At 73.9% G+C, this 16,769-nt stretch carries 19 protein-coding genes and 1 tRNA gene; 8 read left to right on the top strand and 12 right to left on the bottom strand.

From position 1 onward, the window contains the following. Positions 1 to 72: 72 nt before the first annotated feature. From ACH4ZA_RS19190 to ACH4ZA_RS19210, 5 genes are read right to left on the bottom strand one after another with little or no spacing between them, the layout of a single operon-like run. On the bottom strand, positions 73 to 507 hold the full coding sequence (locus ACH4ZA_RS19190; protein WP_398430516.1) for a (2Fe-2S) ferredoxin domain-containing protein: 435 nt from the start codon (positions 505 to 507) through the stop codon (positions 73 to 75). A 5-nt stretch (positions 508 to 512) separates the two neighbouring features. Next, positions 513 to 1,052, bottom strand: a complete 540-nt coding sequence (locus ACH4ZA_RS19195; RefSeq protein ID WP_306947169.1) for an NUDIX hydrolase family protein — start codon at positions 1,050 to 1,052, stop codon at positions 513 to 515. Between the two features lie 15 nt (positions 1,053 to 1,067). Next, on the bottom strand, positions 1,068 to 2,204 hold the full coding sequence (locus tag ACH4ZA_RS19200) for an amidohydrolase family protein (RefSeq protein WP_398430517.1): 1,137 nt from the start codon (positions 2,202 to 2,204) through the stop codon (positions 1,068 to 1,070). A 1-nt stretch (position 2,205) separates the two neighbouring features. Then, positions 2,206 to 3,609, bottom strand: a complete 1,404-nt coding sequence (locus ACH4ZA_RS19205; RefSeq protein WP_398430518.1) for a glutamine synthetase — start codon at positions 3,607 to 3,609, stop codon at positions 2,206 to 2,208. A 45-nt stretch (positions 3,610 to 3,654) separates the two neighbouring features. Next, a complete protein-coding gene (locus ACH4ZA_RS19210) occupies positions 3,655 to 4,446 on the bottom strand; it encodes an SAM-dependent methyltransferase (RefSeq protein ID WP_398430519.1) in 792 nt (263 codons plus the stop codon). Between the two features lie 130 nt (positions 4,447 to 4,576). On the opposite strand from ACH4ZA_RS19210, the gene ACH4ZA_RS19215 reads away from it, so the two are divergent. Further along, positions 4,577 to 5,440: a Cof-type HAD-IIB family hydrolase gene (locus ACH4ZA_RS19215; protein ID WP_398430520.1), complete on the top strand. Its 864-nt coding sequence runs from the start codon at positions 4,577 to 4,579 to the stop codon at positions 5,438 to 5,440. Positions 5,441 to 5,453: 13 nt separating this feature from the next. Here ACH4ZA_RS19215 and ACH4ZA_RS19220 read toward each other — a convergent pair whose 3' ends face one another. Then, positions 5,454 to 6,161 carry a response regulator gene (locus ACH4ZA_RS19220; protein ID WP_398430521.1) on the bottom strand — a complete coding sequence of 236 codons (708 nt, stop codon included), beginning with the start codon at positions 6,159 to 6,161 and terminating at the stop codon, positions 5,454 to 5,456. 131 nt (positions 6,162 to 6,292) lie between these two features. Between ACH4ZA_RS19220 and ACH4ZA_RS19225 the strand changes: the two genes are divergently transcribed. Continuing rightward, positions 6,293 to 7,537 (top strand): amidohydrolase, encoded by a 1,245-nt coding sequence (locus ACH4ZA_RS19225; RefSeq protein ID WP_398430823.1) that lies wholly within the window; start codon positions 6,293 to 6,295, stop codon positions 7,535 to 7,537. A 27-nt stretch (positions 7,538 to 7,564) separates the two neighbouring features. On the opposite strand, the gene ACH4ZA_RS19230 is transcribed toward ACH4ZA_RS19225, so the two are convergent. The 4 genes from ACH4ZA_RS19230 to ACH4ZA_RS19245 all read right to left on the bottom strand — a co-directional run bounded on the left by ACH4ZA_RS19230 (position 7,565) and on the right by ACH4ZA_RS19245 (position 9,607). Then, on the bottom strand, positions 7,565 to 7,897 hold the full coding sequence (locus ACH4ZA_RS19230; protein WP_398430522.1) for a DUF3140 domain-containing protein: 333 nt from the start codon (positions 7,895 to 7,897) through the stop codon (positions 7,565 to 7,567). Between the two features lie 30 nt (positions 7,898 to 7,927). Next, positions 7,928 to 8,410 (bottom strand): Dps family protein, encoded by a 483-nt coding sequence (locus tag ACH4ZA_RS19235; RefSeq protein WP_398430523.1) that lies wholly within the window; start codon positions 8,408 to 8,410, stop codon positions 7,928 to 7,930. Then, on the bottom strand, positions 8,407 to 8,664 hold the full coding sequence (locus ACH4ZA_RS19240) for a WhiB family transcriptional regulator (protein ID WP_398430525.1): 258 nt from the start codon (positions 8,662 to 8,664) through the stop codon (positions 8,407 to 8,409). Before ACH4ZA_RS19240 ends, ACH4ZA_RS19235 begins: the two co-directional genes overlap by 4 nt. A gap of 124 nt (positions 8,665 to 8,788) precedes the next feature. After that, positions 8,789 to 9,607: a lysophospholipase gene (locus ACH4ZA_RS19245; RefSeq protein ID WP_398430526.1), complete on the bottom strand. Its 819-nt coding sequence runs from the start codon at positions 9,605 to 9,607 to the stop codon at positions 8,789 to 8,791. A gap of 101 nt (positions 9,608 to 9,708) precedes the next feature. On the opposite strand from ACH4ZA_RS19245, the gene ACH4ZA_RS19250 reads away from it, so the two are divergent. Together ACH4ZA_RS19250 and ACH4ZA_RS19255 are read left to right on the top strand one after the other, a co-directional pair. Continuing rightward, positions 9,709 to 10,896, top strand: coding sequence for a thiolase family protein (locus tag ACH4ZA_RS19250; RefSeq protein WP_398430528.1), 1,188 nt, complete (start codon positions 9,709 to 9,711; stop codon positions 10,894 to 10,896). A 123-nt stretch (positions 10,897 to 11,019) separates the two neighbouring features. After that, on the top strand, positions 11,020 to 11,793 hold the full coding sequence (locus tag ACH4ZA_RS19255; RefSeq protein ID WP_398430529.1) for a sulfite exporter TauE/SafE family protein: 774 nt from the start codon (positions 11,020 to 11,022) through the stop codon (positions 11,791 to 11,793). A 161-nt stretch (positions 11,794 to 11,954) separates the two neighbouring features. Here ACH4ZA_RS19255 and ACH4ZA_RS19260 read toward each other — a convergent pair whose 3' ends face one another. Continuing rightward, positions 11,955 to 12,485, bottom strand: a complete 531-nt coding sequence (locus ACH4ZA_RS19260; protein ID WP_398430530.1) for a DUF309 domain-containing protein — start codon at positions 12,483 to 12,485, stop codon at positions 11,955 to 11,957. A gap of 100 nt (positions 12,486 to 12,585) precedes the next feature. On the opposite strand from ACH4ZA_RS19260, the gene ACH4ZA_RS19265 reads away from it, so the two are divergent. The 4 genes from ACH4ZA_RS19265 (at position 12,586) to ACH4ZA_RS19280 (ending at position 15,919) form a co-directional block, all read left to right on the top strand. Then, positions 12,586 to 12,659: transfer RNA gene (locus ACH4ZA_RS19265), tRNA-Pro, on the top strand. A gap of 497 nt (positions 12,660 to 13,156) precedes the next feature. Then, the gene (locus ACH4ZA_RS19270; protein WP_398430532.1) at positions 13,157 to 13,729 is read left to right on the top strand and encodes a TetR/AcrR family transcriptional regulator; all 573 of its coding nucleotides are present in this window, start codon (positions 13,157 to 13,159) and stop codon (positions 13,727 to 13,729) included. A gap of 250 nt (positions 13,730 to 13,979) precedes the next feature. Continuing rightward, a complete protein-coding gene (locus ACH4ZA_RS19275) occupies positions 13,980 to 15,158 on the top strand; it encodes an acyl-CoA dehydrogenase family protein (RefSeq protein ID WP_398430533.1) in 1,179 nt (392 codons plus the stop codon). Positions 15,159 to 15,160: 2 nt separating this feature from the next. Continuing rightward, positions 15,161 to 15,919, top strand: a complete 759-nt coding sequence (locus tag ACH4ZA_RS19280) for an SDR family NAD(P)-dependent oxidoreductase (RefSeq protein ID WP_398430824.1) — start codon at positions 15,161 to 15,163, stop codon at positions 15,917 to 15,919. Positions 15,920 to 15,956: 37 nt separating this feature from the next. Here the strand turns inward: ACH4ZA_RS19280 and ACH4ZA_RS19285 are convergent, their stop codons facing one another. Further along, entirely contained in the window at positions 15,957 to 16,748 is a 792-nt protein-coding gene (locus tag ACH4ZA_RS19285; RefSeq protein WP_398430534.1) for a GntR family transcriptional regulator, read from the bottom strand. Positions 16,749 to 16,769: the final 21 nt, after the last annotated feature.

Genomic DNA, 16,769 nt, shown 5'->3' on the forward strand with positions numbered 1-16,769 from the left:
AGCTGAGGAGCCGTGCGGGTGGGGGCGCCGTGCCGGTCCGTCGTGCAGGCCTCGCCTCGATCGGCTGCGGCGTTACCCGCGGACCGCACCCTGACGGCGGCCGCGCGAACGGGCGCCCCTGGGCGGGTCGATGAACTGCAGCTCCAGCGTCGCCGGCGGGGCGGCCAGGCCCGGACCGCCCGCCGCCGCCCACGCCACGATCTCCTCCGTGCAGTCGTCGTCCATGGCGAAGCCCACCCAGGCGGCCCGGCCACCCGCCCGGCGGCCGGCGGCCGAGGGCTGGACGACGATCACGTTCGCCTGGTCGCAGGGGCCGAGGCAGTCCGTCGTGCGGACGGCGAAGCCGCCGCCCGACGCGGCGGCGGCCGCACGCAGCCGGGCCAGCTGCCACGCGTGGTCGAAGCCGGGATGCTTGACGCCGTCGCCGCAACAGCAGCCCCTGCACACCACGAGGGTGCAGGGACGGCTCCCGGCGGCTCCGACCAGCGCGCGCCGGGCCGGCGGCACCCCGGTCAGGAGGCCGAGAGGCCGACGTGGGCCAGCGCCTGCCGGAGCAGGAATCCGTGCCCGCCGGGCATCTCGCTCTGCACCGCCAGCGAGGCGGCCTCCTGGGGGCTGAACCACACCAGGTCCAGCGCGTCCTGCCGGGGCCGGCAGTCGCCCGTCACCGGCACGATGTAGGCCAGGGACACGGCGTGCTGACGCGGGTCGTGGTACGGGGTGATGCCCTGCGTCGGGAAGTACTCGGCCACCGTGAACGGCTGGAGCGAGGTCGGCACCCGGGGCAGCGCCACCGGGCCGAGGTCCTTCTCGAGGTGGCGCAGCAGGGCGTCCCGGACGCGCTCGTGGTGCAGGACGCGGCCGGACACCAGGGTCCGGTTGACATTGCCGTCCGGCCCTATCCGCAGCAGCAGGCCGACGCTGGTGACTTCGCCGCTGTCGTCGACGCGCACGGGCACGGCCTCGACGTACAGGATCGGCATGCGGGCGCGTGCCATCTCGAGCTCGTCGGAGCTCAGCCAACCCGGCGTGGTCTCGGTCAAGTCAGACATTGTTCGATCATACTTTCAGTGTCCGTCGGGAAGCCGGTAGACCCGGCGGGCGTTGTCGGCTCCGGCCCGGCGCGCCAGCCGCAGCGCGTCGGGCAGGCTCAGTTCGTCCGCGTCCACCCGGTCCTGGAGCAGGTCTCCGAGACCGCGGCGGAAGGCCAGCGCGCCGAGCCAGTAGAACTCCGACACACCATAGGCGTCCGAGCTGTACAGCAGTTTGCGGAACGGTGTGATCTCCAGCGCCTCCTCCAGGACCGCCCGCGCTCGCACGGGACCCACATGATGCAGCGTGAGCCCCACGTCCAGGTACACCTGCTCGAACACCGCGGCCAGGTAGGCGGCTTGCCGCTGGTAGGGCCAGCAGTGCAGGAGCAGCACAGGGATCGTGCCCGCCGTGAGGTGCAGCCAGTCCGTGAGATGCGTCGGATCCACCCGGTGCAGCCGGATGTCGTTGTCCCCGAAGCCGGTGTGCAGTTGCAGGGGCAGCCCCAGATCGACCGCCGTCCACAGCAGGTGCCGCATCAGCACCGGGTCCGCCAGCCGTCCGCCGCCCGCCAGCCAGCGCCGGGCGGCCCGGGTGACGTCGGCGTCCGGGGGTCTGGCCGGGTCGAGGTCGAAGCCGGTCCGGTAGGCGGCCACCGACTTGACCCCCACGACGCCGGGCCGCCGGACCGCGTCCAGCGCGGCCGCCCGGAACGCGTCGGCGTACCCGTCGGCGTCGACGCCCCGCGCGGCGACGGCCTCGGCGACCGCCTCCAGCCGTACGACCTCGTACGCGACCGCCGGCCGCCCGGCCGCGGCGAGCTCGGCGGGCGTCGTGACGCGCTGCGGGGCGAAACCGGTGTCGACGCAGAACACCGCGGTGCGGGCGGCCCGCAGGAACCGCCGGTTCACCTCCCGAGGGCCGAGGGCCGCGCGCCTGGCCAGATAGGCGTCGGCGGGGGCGTGCGGGTCGAGGTCGAGCAGGGGCGCGCAGTGGCGGCGCACCGCCACCCCGACGGGCGTGTCGAACGTGGAGAACCCCGGCCAGAGGTCCCCCTCGGTCAGCAGCGCCTCGAAACCCGGTCGGTCCAGCGGGTCGGTGACCACGCCGTGGCAGTGGTGGTCGACCAGCCGCAGCTCCGCCAGCGCCTCGTGGACCGCCCGGGCGGCCATCTCAGTACACCCAGCGGTACGCGGCGGCCACCTGGTCGTCGTCGAGCCCGGCGACGGCGTCGATCTCGCCCTGCCGCACCGCGGTCACCGCGTCGGCGAGGACCGGGCCGAGGGCGGCGCGCAGCACGTCGTCGGCGCGGAACTCGGCGACGGCCCCGGCCAGCGAGGCCGGCAGCCGGCGCACGCCCCGGGCAGCGGCCTCACCGGCGGCGAGCCGCACCGGGTCCCCGGTGCTCTCCGCGGGCAGCACCGCGCCCGAGGCCACCCCGTCCAGCCCGGCCGCGATGACGCAGCCGAGAGCCAGATACGGGTTGGCGGCCAGGTCGACCGGCTTGACCTCCAGGTTCGCCTGCTCCGCGCGGCGGCCCGCGGTGCCCCGCACCAGGCGCAGCGCGCACTCGCGGGTCTCCAGGCCCCACGCGGTGTACACCCCCGCCCACTGCGAGGGTCGCAGGCGCAGAGCACTGGCCGGGCTGGGCGCGGTGACCGCCGTCAGCGCCGGGAGACGGGACAGGACGCCCGCGGCGAACGCCTCCGCGTCGGCCGTCATACCGTGCCGCCGTTCGCCGCCCGCGTGCAGGTTCACGCCGTCCCGCCACGCCGAGAGATGGATGTGGCCGCCGTTGCCGACGCCCTGCGCGACGACCGCGGGGGAGAAGGAGATCCGCAGCCCGTGACGGCGGGCCACCGCCCGCACGGTCTGACGGACGAGGACACTGCGGTCGGCCGCCGCCACCGGGTCGAGGGCGCCCACGGAGATCTCGAACTGGCCGGGGGCGTACTCGGGATGGATCTGCTCGACGTCGACGCCCTGCGCCGCGCACGCGGCCAGCAGGTCGGCGGTGTACCCGCTCAGCTCGACCTGCCGCGTCGCGCCGTACGCCGGTCCGGCGGCGGCCGGGACGAACTCCCCGGCGGGCGCGGAGTCCAGGCCGACCGCGAACTCGATCTCGACGGCCGCCCGGAAGGCGAGACCGTGCGTCCGGGCCGCGTCCGCCACGACGTGCCGCAGGAACGTGCGGGAGCAGCCCGGATGCCGCTCGCCGTCCTGGGTGACGCGGTCGACCGGCGCCCACGCCCAGCCGGGCTGGCCCGCCAGAACGACCAGCCGGTCGAGGTCCGGGTAGAGGCGCAGATCGCCGTCGGGCGAGCCCAGCACATCGGTCGTGACGATGGAGTCGTTCGCCAGGAACGTGTCGAACACCGGCGACATCCCGACGCCCCAGGCCGCCGCCGAGGCCAGCCTGCCCGTGGGGACCGCCTTCACCCGGCCGATCCCCGCGGTGTCGACGTAGGCCAGCACGACGCCGTGCACGCCCGCCGCGGTCAGCTCCCCGCTGAGCGCGGTCGCCCGCTCGACGTCTCCGGGACGCCCGCCGGGGACGGGATCGGCAAGGGTGGTCATACGTCCTCCACGATCGGCGCTGCGGCGCGCGTGCCCCTACGCCCGTCAGGGTTTCACGGCGACCGCGCCGTACTGCGGCACCACCGCGAGGGAGCCGGCCGTGCCGCGCCAGCGCGAACACGACACCAGGCCCGGCTCCAGCAGCTCCAGACCGTCGAAGAACACGGCGATCTCGGCGCCGCTGCGGGCGGTGATCGGCGGCTTGGCGTTCTCGTTCCAGAACTTCATCGCCGGGATCTGGCCCTCGCCGCCCACCTCGCTGTCGTGGGTGGGGTGCGTGAGGACCAGGAAGCTGCCGGACGGGACGTCGGCCATGACCCGTCGGACGATGTCCCGGGCCGCCTCGACGTCCAGGACGAAGTTCAGGATGCCCAGCATCATCACCGCGACCGGGCGGGTGAAGTCCAGGGAGCGGCCCGCGCGTTCGAGGATGGCGGCCGGGTCGTGCACGTCCGCGTCGATGTAGTCGGTGCGGCCCTGCGCGGTGCCGGTCAGCAGCGTGCGGGCGTGCGCCAGCACGATGGGGTCGTTGTCGACGTAGACGATCCGCGACTCCGGCGCGATGCGCTGGGCGATCTCGTGCGTGTTGTCCGCCGTCGGCAGCCCGGTGCCGATGTCGAGGAACTGCCGCACGCCGCGCTCCTCGGCGAGGAACCGCACCGCCTGTCCGAGGAACCAGCGGTCCGCGCGGGCGATCTCCCGGATGAGCGGGAACATCCCGGCGACGTGTTCGCCGACGCCGCGGTCGACCTCGTAGTTGTCCTTGCCGCCGATCCAGTAGTTCCACACCCGCGCGTTGTGCGCCACGCTGGTGTCCAGCCGTCCCGGCCCGCTCACGTGACCGCCCCTTCCCGCGTCCTGCCCGTGCCCTGCCGTTCCCCGGGCCTTCGCCGTCATTGTGCCGCCGGATGATCACCGGTGTCCCCGGTAGGGTGAAATCCGGTCGTCCACCAACAGGAAGCAGCACATGCCGTACTCGCACGCCCCCGGACCGGCAGCCTCCGAGCCGCCGACGGCTCCCGCCGACATCCGGCTGATCGTCACCGACATGGACGGCACGCTCCTCGACGACGAGAAGAAGGCGCCCGCGGATCTGTGGCGCGTGCTGGCGCTGCTGCGCGAGCGCGGGGTGCACTTCGCTCCGGCGAGCGGACGCCAGTACGCCACGCTGGCAGCGGACTTCGCCGAGGTCGACGGCGCGGCCGAGGGGATGGCGTTCATCGCGGAGAACGGCGCGTACGTCGTGCGCGACGGGCGGGAGCTGAGCTCGGATCCGCTGGAGACCGCCGTCGTCGTGCGGGTCGTGGAGGCCGTGCGCAAGCTCGCGGCCGACGGCGTCGACGTCGGCGCCGTGGTCTGCGGGAAGCGGTCGGCGTACGTCGAGCGGACCGACGAGGCGTTCCTGGCGGAGGCGGCCAGGTATTACCTGCGCCACGAGGTCGTCGAGGACGTCACCGCCGTCGACGACGACATCCTCAAGGTCGCCCTGTACGACTTCGGGTCGGCCGAGGCGAGCACCGCCCCGGCGCTCGCGCCCTTCGCGCGGACCCACCAGGTCGTGGTCTCGGGCGAGCACTGGGTCGACGTCATGAACCGCACCGCCCACAAGGGCGCCGCGCTGCGCCGCCTCCAGCGCGAGCTCGGCGTCACGCCCGCGCAGACCATGGTGTTCGGCGACTACCTCAACGACCTGCAGATGCTGGACGCCGCCGACTGGTCGTTCGCCATGGCCAACGCCCACCCCGAGGTCGTGCGCAGGGCCCGCCACCTCGCGCCCTCCAACAACGAGGACGGGGTGCTGCGCACCATCACGCGCGTGCTGGGCCTGTGAGGCCGCGGCGGCCTCAGGCCCGGGGCCGCGCGTGCCCGTGCTGCCAGGCCCAGGCCGCGATCTCGACGCGGTTGCGGGCGCCCAGTTTCAGCTGGACGCTCGACAGGTGCGTCTTCACGGTGGACAGGGAGACGTAGAGCTCGGCCGCGATCTCGGCGTTGGTCCGGCCGAGGGCGACCAGCCGGACGACGTCCAGCTCCCGTTCGGTCAGCGGTTCGGCGAGCGTGTCCGGGAGGGCGACGGGGGCGGCGGCCGACGTGGTCTGAGGGGCGGTCAGGTGCTGGAGCAGGCGTACCGTCACCGACGGCGAGACCAGGGAGTCGCCCGCGGCGGCCGCCCGGACCGCCTCCGCGAGGAGCGTCGGCCCGGAGTCCTTCAGCAGGAAGCCGCAGGCGCCGCCGCGCAGCGCCCCGTACACGTACTCGTCCAGGTCGAAGGTGGTGACCACGACGACCCGCAGCGGGTCCGGGACGTCCGGTCCGGCCAGCAGCCGGGTGGCCGCGAGACCGTCCAGCCTCGGCATCCGGATGTCCAGCAGACACACGTCCGGCCGCACTCTGCGGGCCAGCGCCACCGCCTCCTCGCCGTCGGCGGCCTCCGCGACGACCGTGATGTCCGGCTGCGCGTCGAGGAAGAAGCGGAAGCCGGTGCGGACCATTTCCTGGTCGTCGGCGAGGAGGACCCGGATGGGGGCGGGGCCCGACGGGCTGGGGGCGGTCATGGCTCGATCATGCCTCAGGTCGCGGCACGGGCGGCGGCACGCGCAGGCGGCCCCCGTTCGCGCATGCTCGCGTCAGGACCGTTCGGCCGACCGCGCCGGGGCGTCCCGCGTAACGTGGCCGCATGCGTGCAATGACCGAACCGGCCGTCGTCGCCCGCCTGGCCCGGGAGATCACCCCGGACCTGGAGTCCGGGCGGCTGGAGGACTTCTACCAGGATCTGCACCGCCACCCCGAGCTGTCCTTCCAGGAGCACCGCACCGCCGCCGCACTGGCCGGGCGGCTGCGGGCGGCCGGGTACCGGGTGACGGAGGGCGTGGCCCGCACCGGCGTCGTCGGCGTGCTGGCCAACGGCGACGGGCCGGTGGTGTGGCTGCGCGGGGACATGGACGCGCTGCCCGTACGGGAGGCGACGGGCCTCGCCTACGCCTCCACCCACGACGGCGTGATGCACGCCTGCGGCCACGACCTGCACGTCACCTGGCTGGCGGCGGCCGCCGAGTCGCTCGCCGCCGCCCGCGAGACGTGGTCCGGGACGCTCGTCGTGGTCGGGCAGCCCGCTGAGGAGGCCGGGGGCGGTGCGGCGGCGATGGTCGCCGACGGCATCCACGACCGCTTTCCGCGCCCCGACGTGCTGTTCGGCCAGCACGTCGCGCCGGGACTCGCCGGGTTCTACCCGCACACCCCCGGGCTGACCCTGTCGGCCTCGGACGACGTGGACGTCGTCGTGCACGGTGTGGGCGGACACGGGTCGCGGCCGGAGTCGACGGTCGATCCGGTGGTGACCGCCGCCTTCGTCGTGACCCGGCTGCAGACGGTGGTCTCCCGCGAGATCGCCGCGAACGACTCGGCGGTGCTCACCGTGGGGCGCTTCCACGCCGGCACGACGTCCAACATCATCCCCGACGAGGCGCGGCTGGGGGTGAACGTCCGCACCCGGGACACCCGGGTGCGCGACCGTCTCCTCGCGGCGATCCGGCGGATCGCGGAGGCGGAGTGCGCCGCCGCGGGCTGCCCCCGCCCGCCGGACGTCGTCGTCCGGCCCGGCTGCCCCACCACCGTCAACGACCCTTCGCTGGACGAGGAGATCGCGGCCGTCCACCGGGAACTCTTCGGCCCGGACACGGTGTTCGACTTCGGCCAGGCGCTCGGCAGCGAGGACTTCTCCCTGCTCGCTCCCGAAGGCGTGCCGTACGACTACTGGTACGTGACGTCGACCCCGGCGCCGGTGTGGGAGGCGGCGCCGGGGGAGGGGGTGTGGGAGAAGGCGGCGGGCGTGCCGGGCAACCACAGTCCGCTGTTCGCCCCGGACCTGTCGGTGCTGGCGCCGGGCGTGCGCACCCTGGTCTCGGCGGCGCTGTCCCGGCTCGCCCGCTGACGCCGCGACGCCGGCCCGGCTCGGGTCCTACGGCCTGAGCGGATCGTGCCCGATCGTCATCAGGCGGTGACGGCGTTGCGTCTCCTGCGCCTCGGGCTCGTTCTCCGCGTCCGCCTGCGCGGCGACCGTGTCCACGACCCGGTACATCACCCGGACGTCGTCGTCGGTCAGGTCGGTGCGCCGCTTCTGCAGGATCTCCAGCACCTGCTGTCCGGTGGCGCCGCCCGCCCGGTCCGGCAGCGGTTCGGTGCTCTCTCCGGCGTCGCGCACCCGCAGCCAGGCGGCGAGTTCCTGCGAGGTCATGTTCACCGCGTGGTGGAACTCCTCCCAGAGCGCGTCGAGTTCGAGTGCGTCGGTCATGGGGGGCCTTTCTCCGGGGGTCGGCGCGGGTCAGTTCTCGCGCGGCCAGTTCTCCGCCTCGAACATCCAGCGCTGCTTCTCGAGGTCGGCGGTGACGCCGATCAGCAGGTCCTGGGTCACCGGGTCGGCGTCCTCGGTCGCCGTGATCCGTTCGCGCAGCCGTGCGATGGCGGCCCCCAGGGACTCGGCGATCACCCGGACGACGTCCTCGTCGCGCAACCAGCCGTCCTTCGGGGAGGGCAGGGTGAACGCGGACGCGATCGTCTCCGGGCGGCCGTCCGGCGGCAGGCCCAGCGCGGCCGCCCGCTCGGCGACGGTGTCGGCGTAGGAGCGGGCCGCGGTGACGACCTCGTCCAGCTGGAGATGGATCGAGCGGAAGCGGGGGCCCACGATGTTCCAGTGCGCCTGCTTGCCGATCAGGGAGAGACCCAGGAGATCCACGAGGGTGCCCTGCAGCGCGTCGAACGTGATCTGGCGGGCGGGCTCGGGCAGGGGGCTCTTCACGACAGTCATACGGTGCTCCTCCTCGTCGCGTCGTGTGGTGGGGTACGGAGCAGCGCCACGCGTTCCTGCTCGCCCGTCCCGCCCCAGACACCCGAGGCCTGTCCGCTGCCGAGGGCGTAGGACAGACACTCGGCGCACACCGGGCAGCGGGCGCAGACCCGCTTGGCCGCCGCGGCCTCCCGCAGGGCCGGTCCGGCCGTGCCCACGGGGAAGAACAGCTCGGGGTCCTCGCCCACGCAGGCGGCAACGCGCAACCACTCCATGCAGGCGCGGGTGCCCCTGGCGTAACGCTGCAAACAGGAGTTTTCCCCGATCCCCGATCCCCCGGTCCGTCGGTTCCCCCCGGTCCGTCGGTTCCCCCCCGGTCCGTCGGGGAAGGCGTCGGGATCAGACGGCGAGGGTCCGGTCGAGGAAGCCGGTCAGGTCCGCGAACACGTCCGCCCTGTTCGTCTCGTGGAACACCTCGTGCCGGGCGCCGGGATAGATCCGCTCGGTGTGCGCGCCGCCGCCGAGCCGCTCGACGCCGGTCCGGCTGCCGGGCAGCGGCACCAGGCGGTCGTCGTCGCCGTGCAGCCACAGCAGCGGCAGCGCGCCGACGCCGCCGTGTTCGGCGACGGTCGCCAGGGTCCGCACGAAGGCCTGCAGCGTGGGCCGCTTCATCGGTCCGTGCCAGATCAGCGGATCCGCCGCGTACGCCGCGCCGACCGCCGGGTCGCGGGAGAGCGCGGCCGGGCTGACCGCAACGTCGGGGATCTCGTCGTACGCCAGCAGCCGCGCCGGCAGCCGCCACTCGCCGATCACCGGGCCGGAGAGCACCAGCGCGGCGAGACGGTCGCCGTGGCGCTGGGCGTACCGGGCCGCGATCAGGCCGCCCATCGAGTGCCCGATCACCACCAGCGGCAGGTCCGGGTGGGCGGCCCGGGCGAGTTCCGCCACGGCGTGCAGGTCGGTGACGACGTCCTCGAAGTCCTCGATCACCGCCCGCTCGCCGGCCGACCTGCCGTGCCCGCGGTGGTCGGGGGCGTAGACGGCCGTGCCGTGTCCGGTCAGGACGCCGGCGAGCTCCTCGTAGCGGCCGGCGTGCTCGCCGTATCCGTGCACCACGAGGGCGAGGCTGCGGGGGACCGGCGGGGACCACTCGCGCGCGGCGATCGTGCCGCGGGTCCCGGTCAGGAGGTGGGTACCGGTGACGACGGATGCGGTCATCGCTGCTCCAGCTGCGTCGGCGAAGGCGTCCGGGGATCTTCCCAGGGCGGGGCGTCGGGGTCTATAGTCGAAAACTAGCAGTGCTAACCAAGGAGTCCGTCGTGCGCCCCGTCCACTTCGCGGCCGCCCGCCGCACCCCCGTCGGCAGACTGCGCGGAGCCCTGTCCTCCGTCCGGCCCGACGATCTCGCCGCCGCCGTCGTCCGCGGCCTCGTCGCCGAGGTGCCCGCGCTCGACCCGGCCCGCGTCGACGACGTCTACTGGGGCGCGGCCAACCAGGCCGGCGAGGACAACCGCAACGTCGCCCGGATGGCCGCCCTGCTCGCCGGTCTGCCCGAGACCGTGCCGGGCGCGACGGTGAACCGGCTGTGCGCCTCCGGACTCGAGGCCGTGACGACCGCGGCCCGCACCATCGCCGCGGGCGAGGCGGACATCGTGATCGCGGGCGGCTCCGAGTCGATGAGTCGCGCCCCCTTCGTGCTGGCCCGCCCCGAGGAGGCGCTGCCGCATCGCGTCGAGACGGTGGACACCCGGCTCGGCTGGCGCCTGGTCAACCCCGCGATGAAGGATCTGCACGGCCTGCTGGCCATGGGGGAGACGGCCGAGGAGGTCGCCGTGCGGTGCGGCATCACGCGCGAACGCCAGGACGAGTTCGCCCTGCGCAGCCACCGGCTGGCCGCGCTGGCCCGCGAGAAGGGCCACTTCGACGACGAGATGCTGCCGGTGCGGCGTCCCGACGGCGTGCTCGTCGACGCAGACGAGGGCATCCGTGAGGACACCTCGTACGAGAAGCTGGCCCGGCTGAAGCCGGTCTTCCGGGAGGGCGGCACCGTCACCGCCGGCAACTCCTCGCCCATGAACGACGGGGCGGCGGGACTGCTCCTGGTCAGCGAGGAGGCGCTCAACGAGCTCGGCCTCGAGTCGCTGGGCCGCTATGTCGCCGGCGCCTCCGCCGGCGTCCACCCCGACGTGATGGGGCTCGGTCCGGTGCCCGCCACCCGCAAGGCGCTGGCCCGCGCGGAGTGGAGCGTCGAGGACGTCCAGGAGGCCGAGTTCAACGAGGCGTTCGCCGCCCAGGCGCTCGCCTGCGTCGACCGGCTGGGCATCGACCCGGACCTGGTCAACCCCAGCGGCGGGGCGATCGCGCTCGGCCATCCGCTGGGCGGTTCGGGGGCCCGCATCCTCACCACGCTCCTGCACCGCATGCGCCGTACCGGAGCCGAGCGCGGGCTGGCCACGATGTGCGTGGGCGTCGGACAGGGCACCGCCGTGCTGGTCGAACGGCACTGACGTCGAACGGCGCTGACGTCGAACGGCATTGACGGGTCGCGCCGGTCCCCTGCGCAGGGAACCGGCCACCTGGCGAGACGGCCCGCCGGGTGTTCGATAGATGTGCGTAGCATCGGTCCCCGCATGAACACGATGACCCTGTGGCACATCACCGGCTGGGAGTTCGCCGCCCTCGCCCTCGCGGCCGTGCTCGTCGGCTTCTCCAAGACGGCCGTCAGCGGGGCCAACACGGTCAGCCTCGCCGTCTTCGCGGCGGTCCTGCCCGCCCGCGCCTCCACGGGCGTCCTGCTGCCGATCCTCATCGCCGGAGACGTCCTGGCCGTCCTCACCTACCGGCGGCACGCCCACTGGCCCACACTGTGGCGGCTCTTTCCGGCGGTCGCGGCCGGCGTGGTCCTCGGCGCGCTGTTCCTGGTGTGGGCCGACGACGGGATCGTCCGGACGTCGATCGGCGCGATCCTGCTGCTGATGGCCGGCGTCACGGTGTGGCGGCGGCGCGCGGGCGACGCGGCGGACGACCCCGACGCCGTGGTGACCCGGGCCGGACGCCTCAAGGCCCGCTCCTACGGCGTCCTCGGCGGTTTCACCACGATGGTCGCCAACGCGGGCGGTCCGGTCATGTCGATGTACCTGCTCTCGGCCGGCTTCCGCAAGCTCGGCTTCCTCGGCACCTCGGCGTTCTTCTTCCTGATCGTCAACGTCTCGAAGGTGCCGTTCAGCGTGGGCCTCGGCCTGATCGACGGCCGTTCGCTGCTGCTGGACGCCGCCCTCGCCGCGTTCGTCGTCCCCGGCGCGCTGTTCGGCAAGTGGGCGGTGCACCGCATCAACCAGCGGCTGTTCGAGCAGCTGGTGATCGCGGCGACCGTCGTGGGCGGACTGCAGCTGCTGCTGCGGTAGACGGTCGGGCGCGGCCTGTCGGGCGCCGCGCCGGTGCACGGGGCACGCGTCGGGAGTCTTCGCCGAGGCGCGGGCGGGGCGGGCGGGTCCTGACGTCGGCCTTCGCCGACGTGGGGGACGGGCCGGGCCCGGCGTCAGCCCGGGCCGGGCCGGATCCGGCGTCAGCGCAGCCGGGGCGCCCGGGCCTGCGCGTCCACCGCCGCGCCCGTCCGCTCCACCGACGCCGCCAGCTCACGCGCCCACCGCGCCAGCCCCGTGAGATCCAGCCCGTACGGCCGGTCCTCTCCCGCGCCCGCCGCCCACTCCTCGGCGGCCCCGGCGCCGCGCCGCAGCAGTCGCACCCCGCCCGTGAGGTTCCCCCGGGCCGCGTGCGTGAGACCCACGGCGAGCTGGGCGAGCCCCCGCCACAGGGTGCGCTCCGCAGCCGGGCCCGACTTCCAGGCGTCCTCGAAGACCTCGTGCGCGTGGAAGGGCTTCCCGGCGTCCAGCAGCGCCTGCGCCTCGGCCACGGTCTGCTCCGGGGTGCGGACGACCCCCTCCGGCTGCCGCTCCACACCGGGCGCGCCGTACGGCAGAGGCCGGCCGAGCCCGTCCCGGGGCCGGGCACTGCGCGCCCGCCCCTCTCCGTCGCGGTCCCTGGCGGCGCCGGGCCGGTCGCCGCTCGTGCCTCCTGTGCTGCCCCAACGGTCCATGTCCCGATTGTCCCGCGGGCGGGCCCACTTCGGTGCATCGCTCCGGGTGGGGTAAAGTGCTGTTCGCGCGATCACACGGGCAGCACCGTGCGGAGCGCATCGGGACGTGGCGCAGCTTGGTAGCGCACTTGACTGGGGGTCAAGGGGTCGCAGGTTCAAATCCTGTCGTCCCGACTTTTCGAAGTCGCAGGTCAGAGGCCGTTTCAGAGAGAATCTGAAACGGCCTTCGGCATTCCGTGCACAGCTTGCATCGCGGTGAGGACGTCCCGCGCCACCCGCTGCGGCGCATGTGCCAGAACGTCAGCAGACCGGCGGGGCCCGCACCGTCGAGCGCCGCCACCGGCAACCATCAGGCGGTGACCATGGCCCGTCCTCCTCAAGGGACCGCCGTCGTGCACGGGGCGAGGCTCCCAGCCCGACATTCGCGCCCCGGATCCCGCCCGGGCCAAGGCCCTTGTGCTCGCGTGCACTTCAAGCCAGTCCCGGTCCGGGCCGGGCGGCACCGGCGTGACCGGAGGAAGGGCGATCGGTGGCCACGGGAGGAGAACCCGGCCGCCGTCGACCCGGAGCCGACCGCGGACCGGTGCTCCCGGCTGGACGCGGCGCACGGACGAGACACGTCGGCGCCGGACACTGACCCGCGAGTAACCAGTGAGGCTACGCTGGGGATCATGCCGTCCTCCCGCCGCACCGCCAGACAGGCCGACCTGCTGGAACGACTCGTCGCACTGGTGACGGCGGAGGGGTTCGCCCATCTCACGCTCGACGATCTCGCCGAGCGGCTGCGCTGCTCCAAGACGACGCTGTACCAGCTCGCCCGCAGCAAGCAGGGGCTGGTCGTCGAAGCGGTCAAGCACTACTTCCGCGGGGCGACCGAGGCCGTCGAGAAGCGGGTGGCGCTGACCGCCGACCCCTCGGACCGGGTACGGGCCTACCTGACCGCCGTGGCCGAGCAGCTGCGCCCGCTCTCCCGCCGCTTCCTCGACGACGTGGCGGACTTCCCGCCCGCCCGCGAGGTGTACGAGGCCAACACGCGGATGGCCGCCGAGCGGGTGCGCCGGCTGATCGCGGCAGGCGTCTCGGACGGCGCCTTCCGCGAGGTGCACACCGCGTTCGTCGGCGAGGTCGCCGCCGCCACCATGCGGCAGATCCAGTTGGGCGAGCTGCAGGCGCGCACCGGGCTGACCGACGCGCAGGCCTACGAACAGCTCGCCTCGCTGATCGTGCACGCCGTCTCCTCCTGACCGGCGTACCCGGGGCTCTTCCGCCCTCGACCCGTCCCGCCCCTTCGTCCGGCTCACCGGCCGCCCCGGACCCTACGGCCGCTCCAGGTCGTCCCGGCCGCTTTCCGGCGCCGCCGCCGACATCGCTCGAGCGGGCCACCGGCCTGGCTCCGGCCCGTCTCCATGCCGTACTGTGAATGATACGTTCGTACGCACGTCAGTATCATTCGCAGTACTCCGCACTTTCCCGCACTCCTCCGTGGAGGTCACCATGCCTGCCACCCGCGCCCTGCCGACCGAGGAAGCCGTCGAGCTCATCCAGCTCACCCGCACCCTCGCCGCCAAGGAACTCGCACCCCGGGTCGCCGACGCGGAGGCGGACGGGGCGTTCCCCCGGGACGTCTTCCGCACCCTCGGCCGCAGCGGTCTGCTCGGACTGCCCTTCGCCGAGGAGGACGGCGGGGCGGACCAGCCGTACGGCGTCTACCTCCAGGTGCTCGAGGAGGTCGCCGCGGTCTGGTCGAGCGTCGCCGTGGGGATCTCCGTGCACGCCCTGTCCTGTTTCCCGCTGGCCCGCTTCGGCGACGCGGAGCAGCGGCGCAGGTGGCTGCCCGACATGCTCGCCGGTGACCTGCTCGGCGCGTACTGCCTGTCCGAGCCGCACGCCGGCTCCGACCCGGCGGCCATGCTCACCCGCGCGGTCCGCGACGGCGACTCCTATGTGCTGAACGGCGCCAAGGCCTGGACCACGCACGGCGGTTACGCCGACTTCTACACGGTCATGGCCCGTACCTCCGAGGACCGGACGCACGGCATCTCCTGCTTCCTCGTCCCGGCCGACGCCGCCGGCCTCAGCGCCGACCCGCCGGAGCGCAAGATGGGCCTGACCGGCTCGGCGACCGCGACCATGCGGTTCGAGGACGTCCGGGTGCCCGTCGAACGCCGGATCGGGGAGGAGGGCCAGGGGCTGAAGATCGCGCTCGCCTCCCTCGACTGCGGCCGCCTGGGCATCGCCGCCGTCGCCACCGGTCTCGCCCAGGGCGCCCTGGACCACGCGGTGCGCTACGCGCGCGAGCGGGAGACCTTCGGCAAGCCGATCATCGAGCACCAGGGCCTGGCGTTCGTGCTCGCCGACATGGGCGCGGCCATCGAGTCGGCGCGGGCCACCGCGCTGGCCGCAGCCCGGCTGAAGGACCTGCACCTGCCCTTCACGCGGGAGGCGTCCATCGCCAAACTCGTCGCTACGGACAACGCCATGAAGGTGACCACGGACGCGGTCCAGGTCCTCGGGGGGTACGGATACACCCGTGACTTCCCGGTGGAGCGTTTCATGCGCGAGGCCAAGGTCATGCAGATCTTCGAAGGAACCAACCAGATCCAGCGCATGATCATCTCCCGTGCGCTGGACCGCGACGAGGGCGGTGTGCTCACCGTCCTCGGCAAGGAGTGATGATGCAGCTCGAGAACACCGCCGCCCTCGTCACCGGCGGTGCGTCCGGCCTCGGCGCGGCCACCGCGCAGGCCCTCGCCGGGCGCGGTGCACGGGTCTTCGCCCTCGACCTCAAGGACGGCGTCGACAAGGCGCCCGAGGTCGACGGCGTCACCTATGTGCCCGCCGACGTCACCGACCCCGAGCAGGTCCGGGCCGCCGTCGCGACCGCGGCCGGGTCCGGCGTGCCGCTGCGCACGGTCGTCAACTGCGCGGGCATCGGCCCGTCGGCGCGGATCCTCGGCAAGAAGGGCGTCCACGACCTCGGCCTGTACGCCAAGGTGATCCAGATCAATCTGATCGGCACGTTCAACGTGCTCGCGCTCGCCTCCGAGGCCATCGCCGAGACGGAGGCCGACGCGGACGGCCAGCGGGGAGTCATCGTCAACACCGCCTCGATCGCCGCGTACGACGGCCAGATCGGGCAGGCCGCGTACGCGTCGTCCAAGGGCGGGGTCGTCGGGCTGACCCTGCCGGCCGCCCGCGACCTGGCCCAGTACGGCATCCGGGTGTGCACCATCGCCCCGGGCGTCGTGGAGACGCCGATGCTGGCGACCGTGTCGGAGGAGTTCCGCGCCTCGCTCGCGGCCGGGGTGCCCTTCCCGCGCCGGCTGGCCCGTCCCGAGGAGTACGCGCGGCTGGCCCTGACGATCGTCGACCACGACTACCTCAACGGCGAGACCATCCGGATGGACGGCGCCCTGCGCATGGCGCCCCGCTGAGCCGACCGGACCCGCCCGGCGCCCGGCGCGCCGGGGATCACGGGCACGGCCTGACCAGCAGCTGGAAGTCGAACGCGTACCGGGACGCGCGGTAGATGTGCGTCCCGTACTCGACCGCCCGCCCGGTGTCGTCGTACGCGGTGCGGCGCATGGTCAGCAGGGCCGCCCCCTCCGCCTCGGCGAGGAGGGCGGCCTCCCCGGCGGTGGCGGAGCGGGCGCCCACCGTCTGGCGGGCGCTGTGCAGGGTGATGCCCGCGGTGCGCAGCAGCCGGTACAGGCCCGTCGACTCCAGGCGCGCGGTGTCGAAGTCCGGCAGTGCCGAAGGCAGGTAGTTGGACAGGAACGCCACCGGCTGTCCGTGCGTGGCGCGCAGCCGCTCCAGCAGGGTGACCTCGCTGCCCTCCTCGACGGCCAGTGCGGCGGCGACGTTCGCGGTCGCCGGCACCCGCTCGTTGCGCACGACGCGTGTCGTCGGTCCCTGGCCGGCCGCCTCCAGGTCGTCGTACAGGCTGCTGAGCTCCAGTGGCCGCTTCACCTGGCTGTCCACCACCTGCGTGCCGACGCCTCGGCGGCGCACCAGCAGCCCCTTGTCGACGAGCGACTGGATGCCCTGGCGGACCGTGGGGCGGGACAGCCCGAGCCGGGTCGACAGGTCGATCTCGTTGCCCAGCAGGTCGCCCGGGGCGAGCGCCCCCCGCTCGATCGCCTGCTCCAACTGCCGGGCGAGCTGGTAGTAGAGCGGTACCGGGCTGGTGCGGTTCAGTGCGAAGTGCAGCCCGTCGAGCGCGGTGCCCGCCGTGGCACGGGTCCGGGCGCCGGCCTTCGCCATCGGGGCACCCCTTCGGTCGTC

Source organism: Streptomyces sp. NPDC020597 (genome assembly GCF_044335095.1).
Lineage (GTDB): Bacteria > Actinomycetota > Actinomycetes > Streptomycetales > Streptomycetaceae > Streptomyces.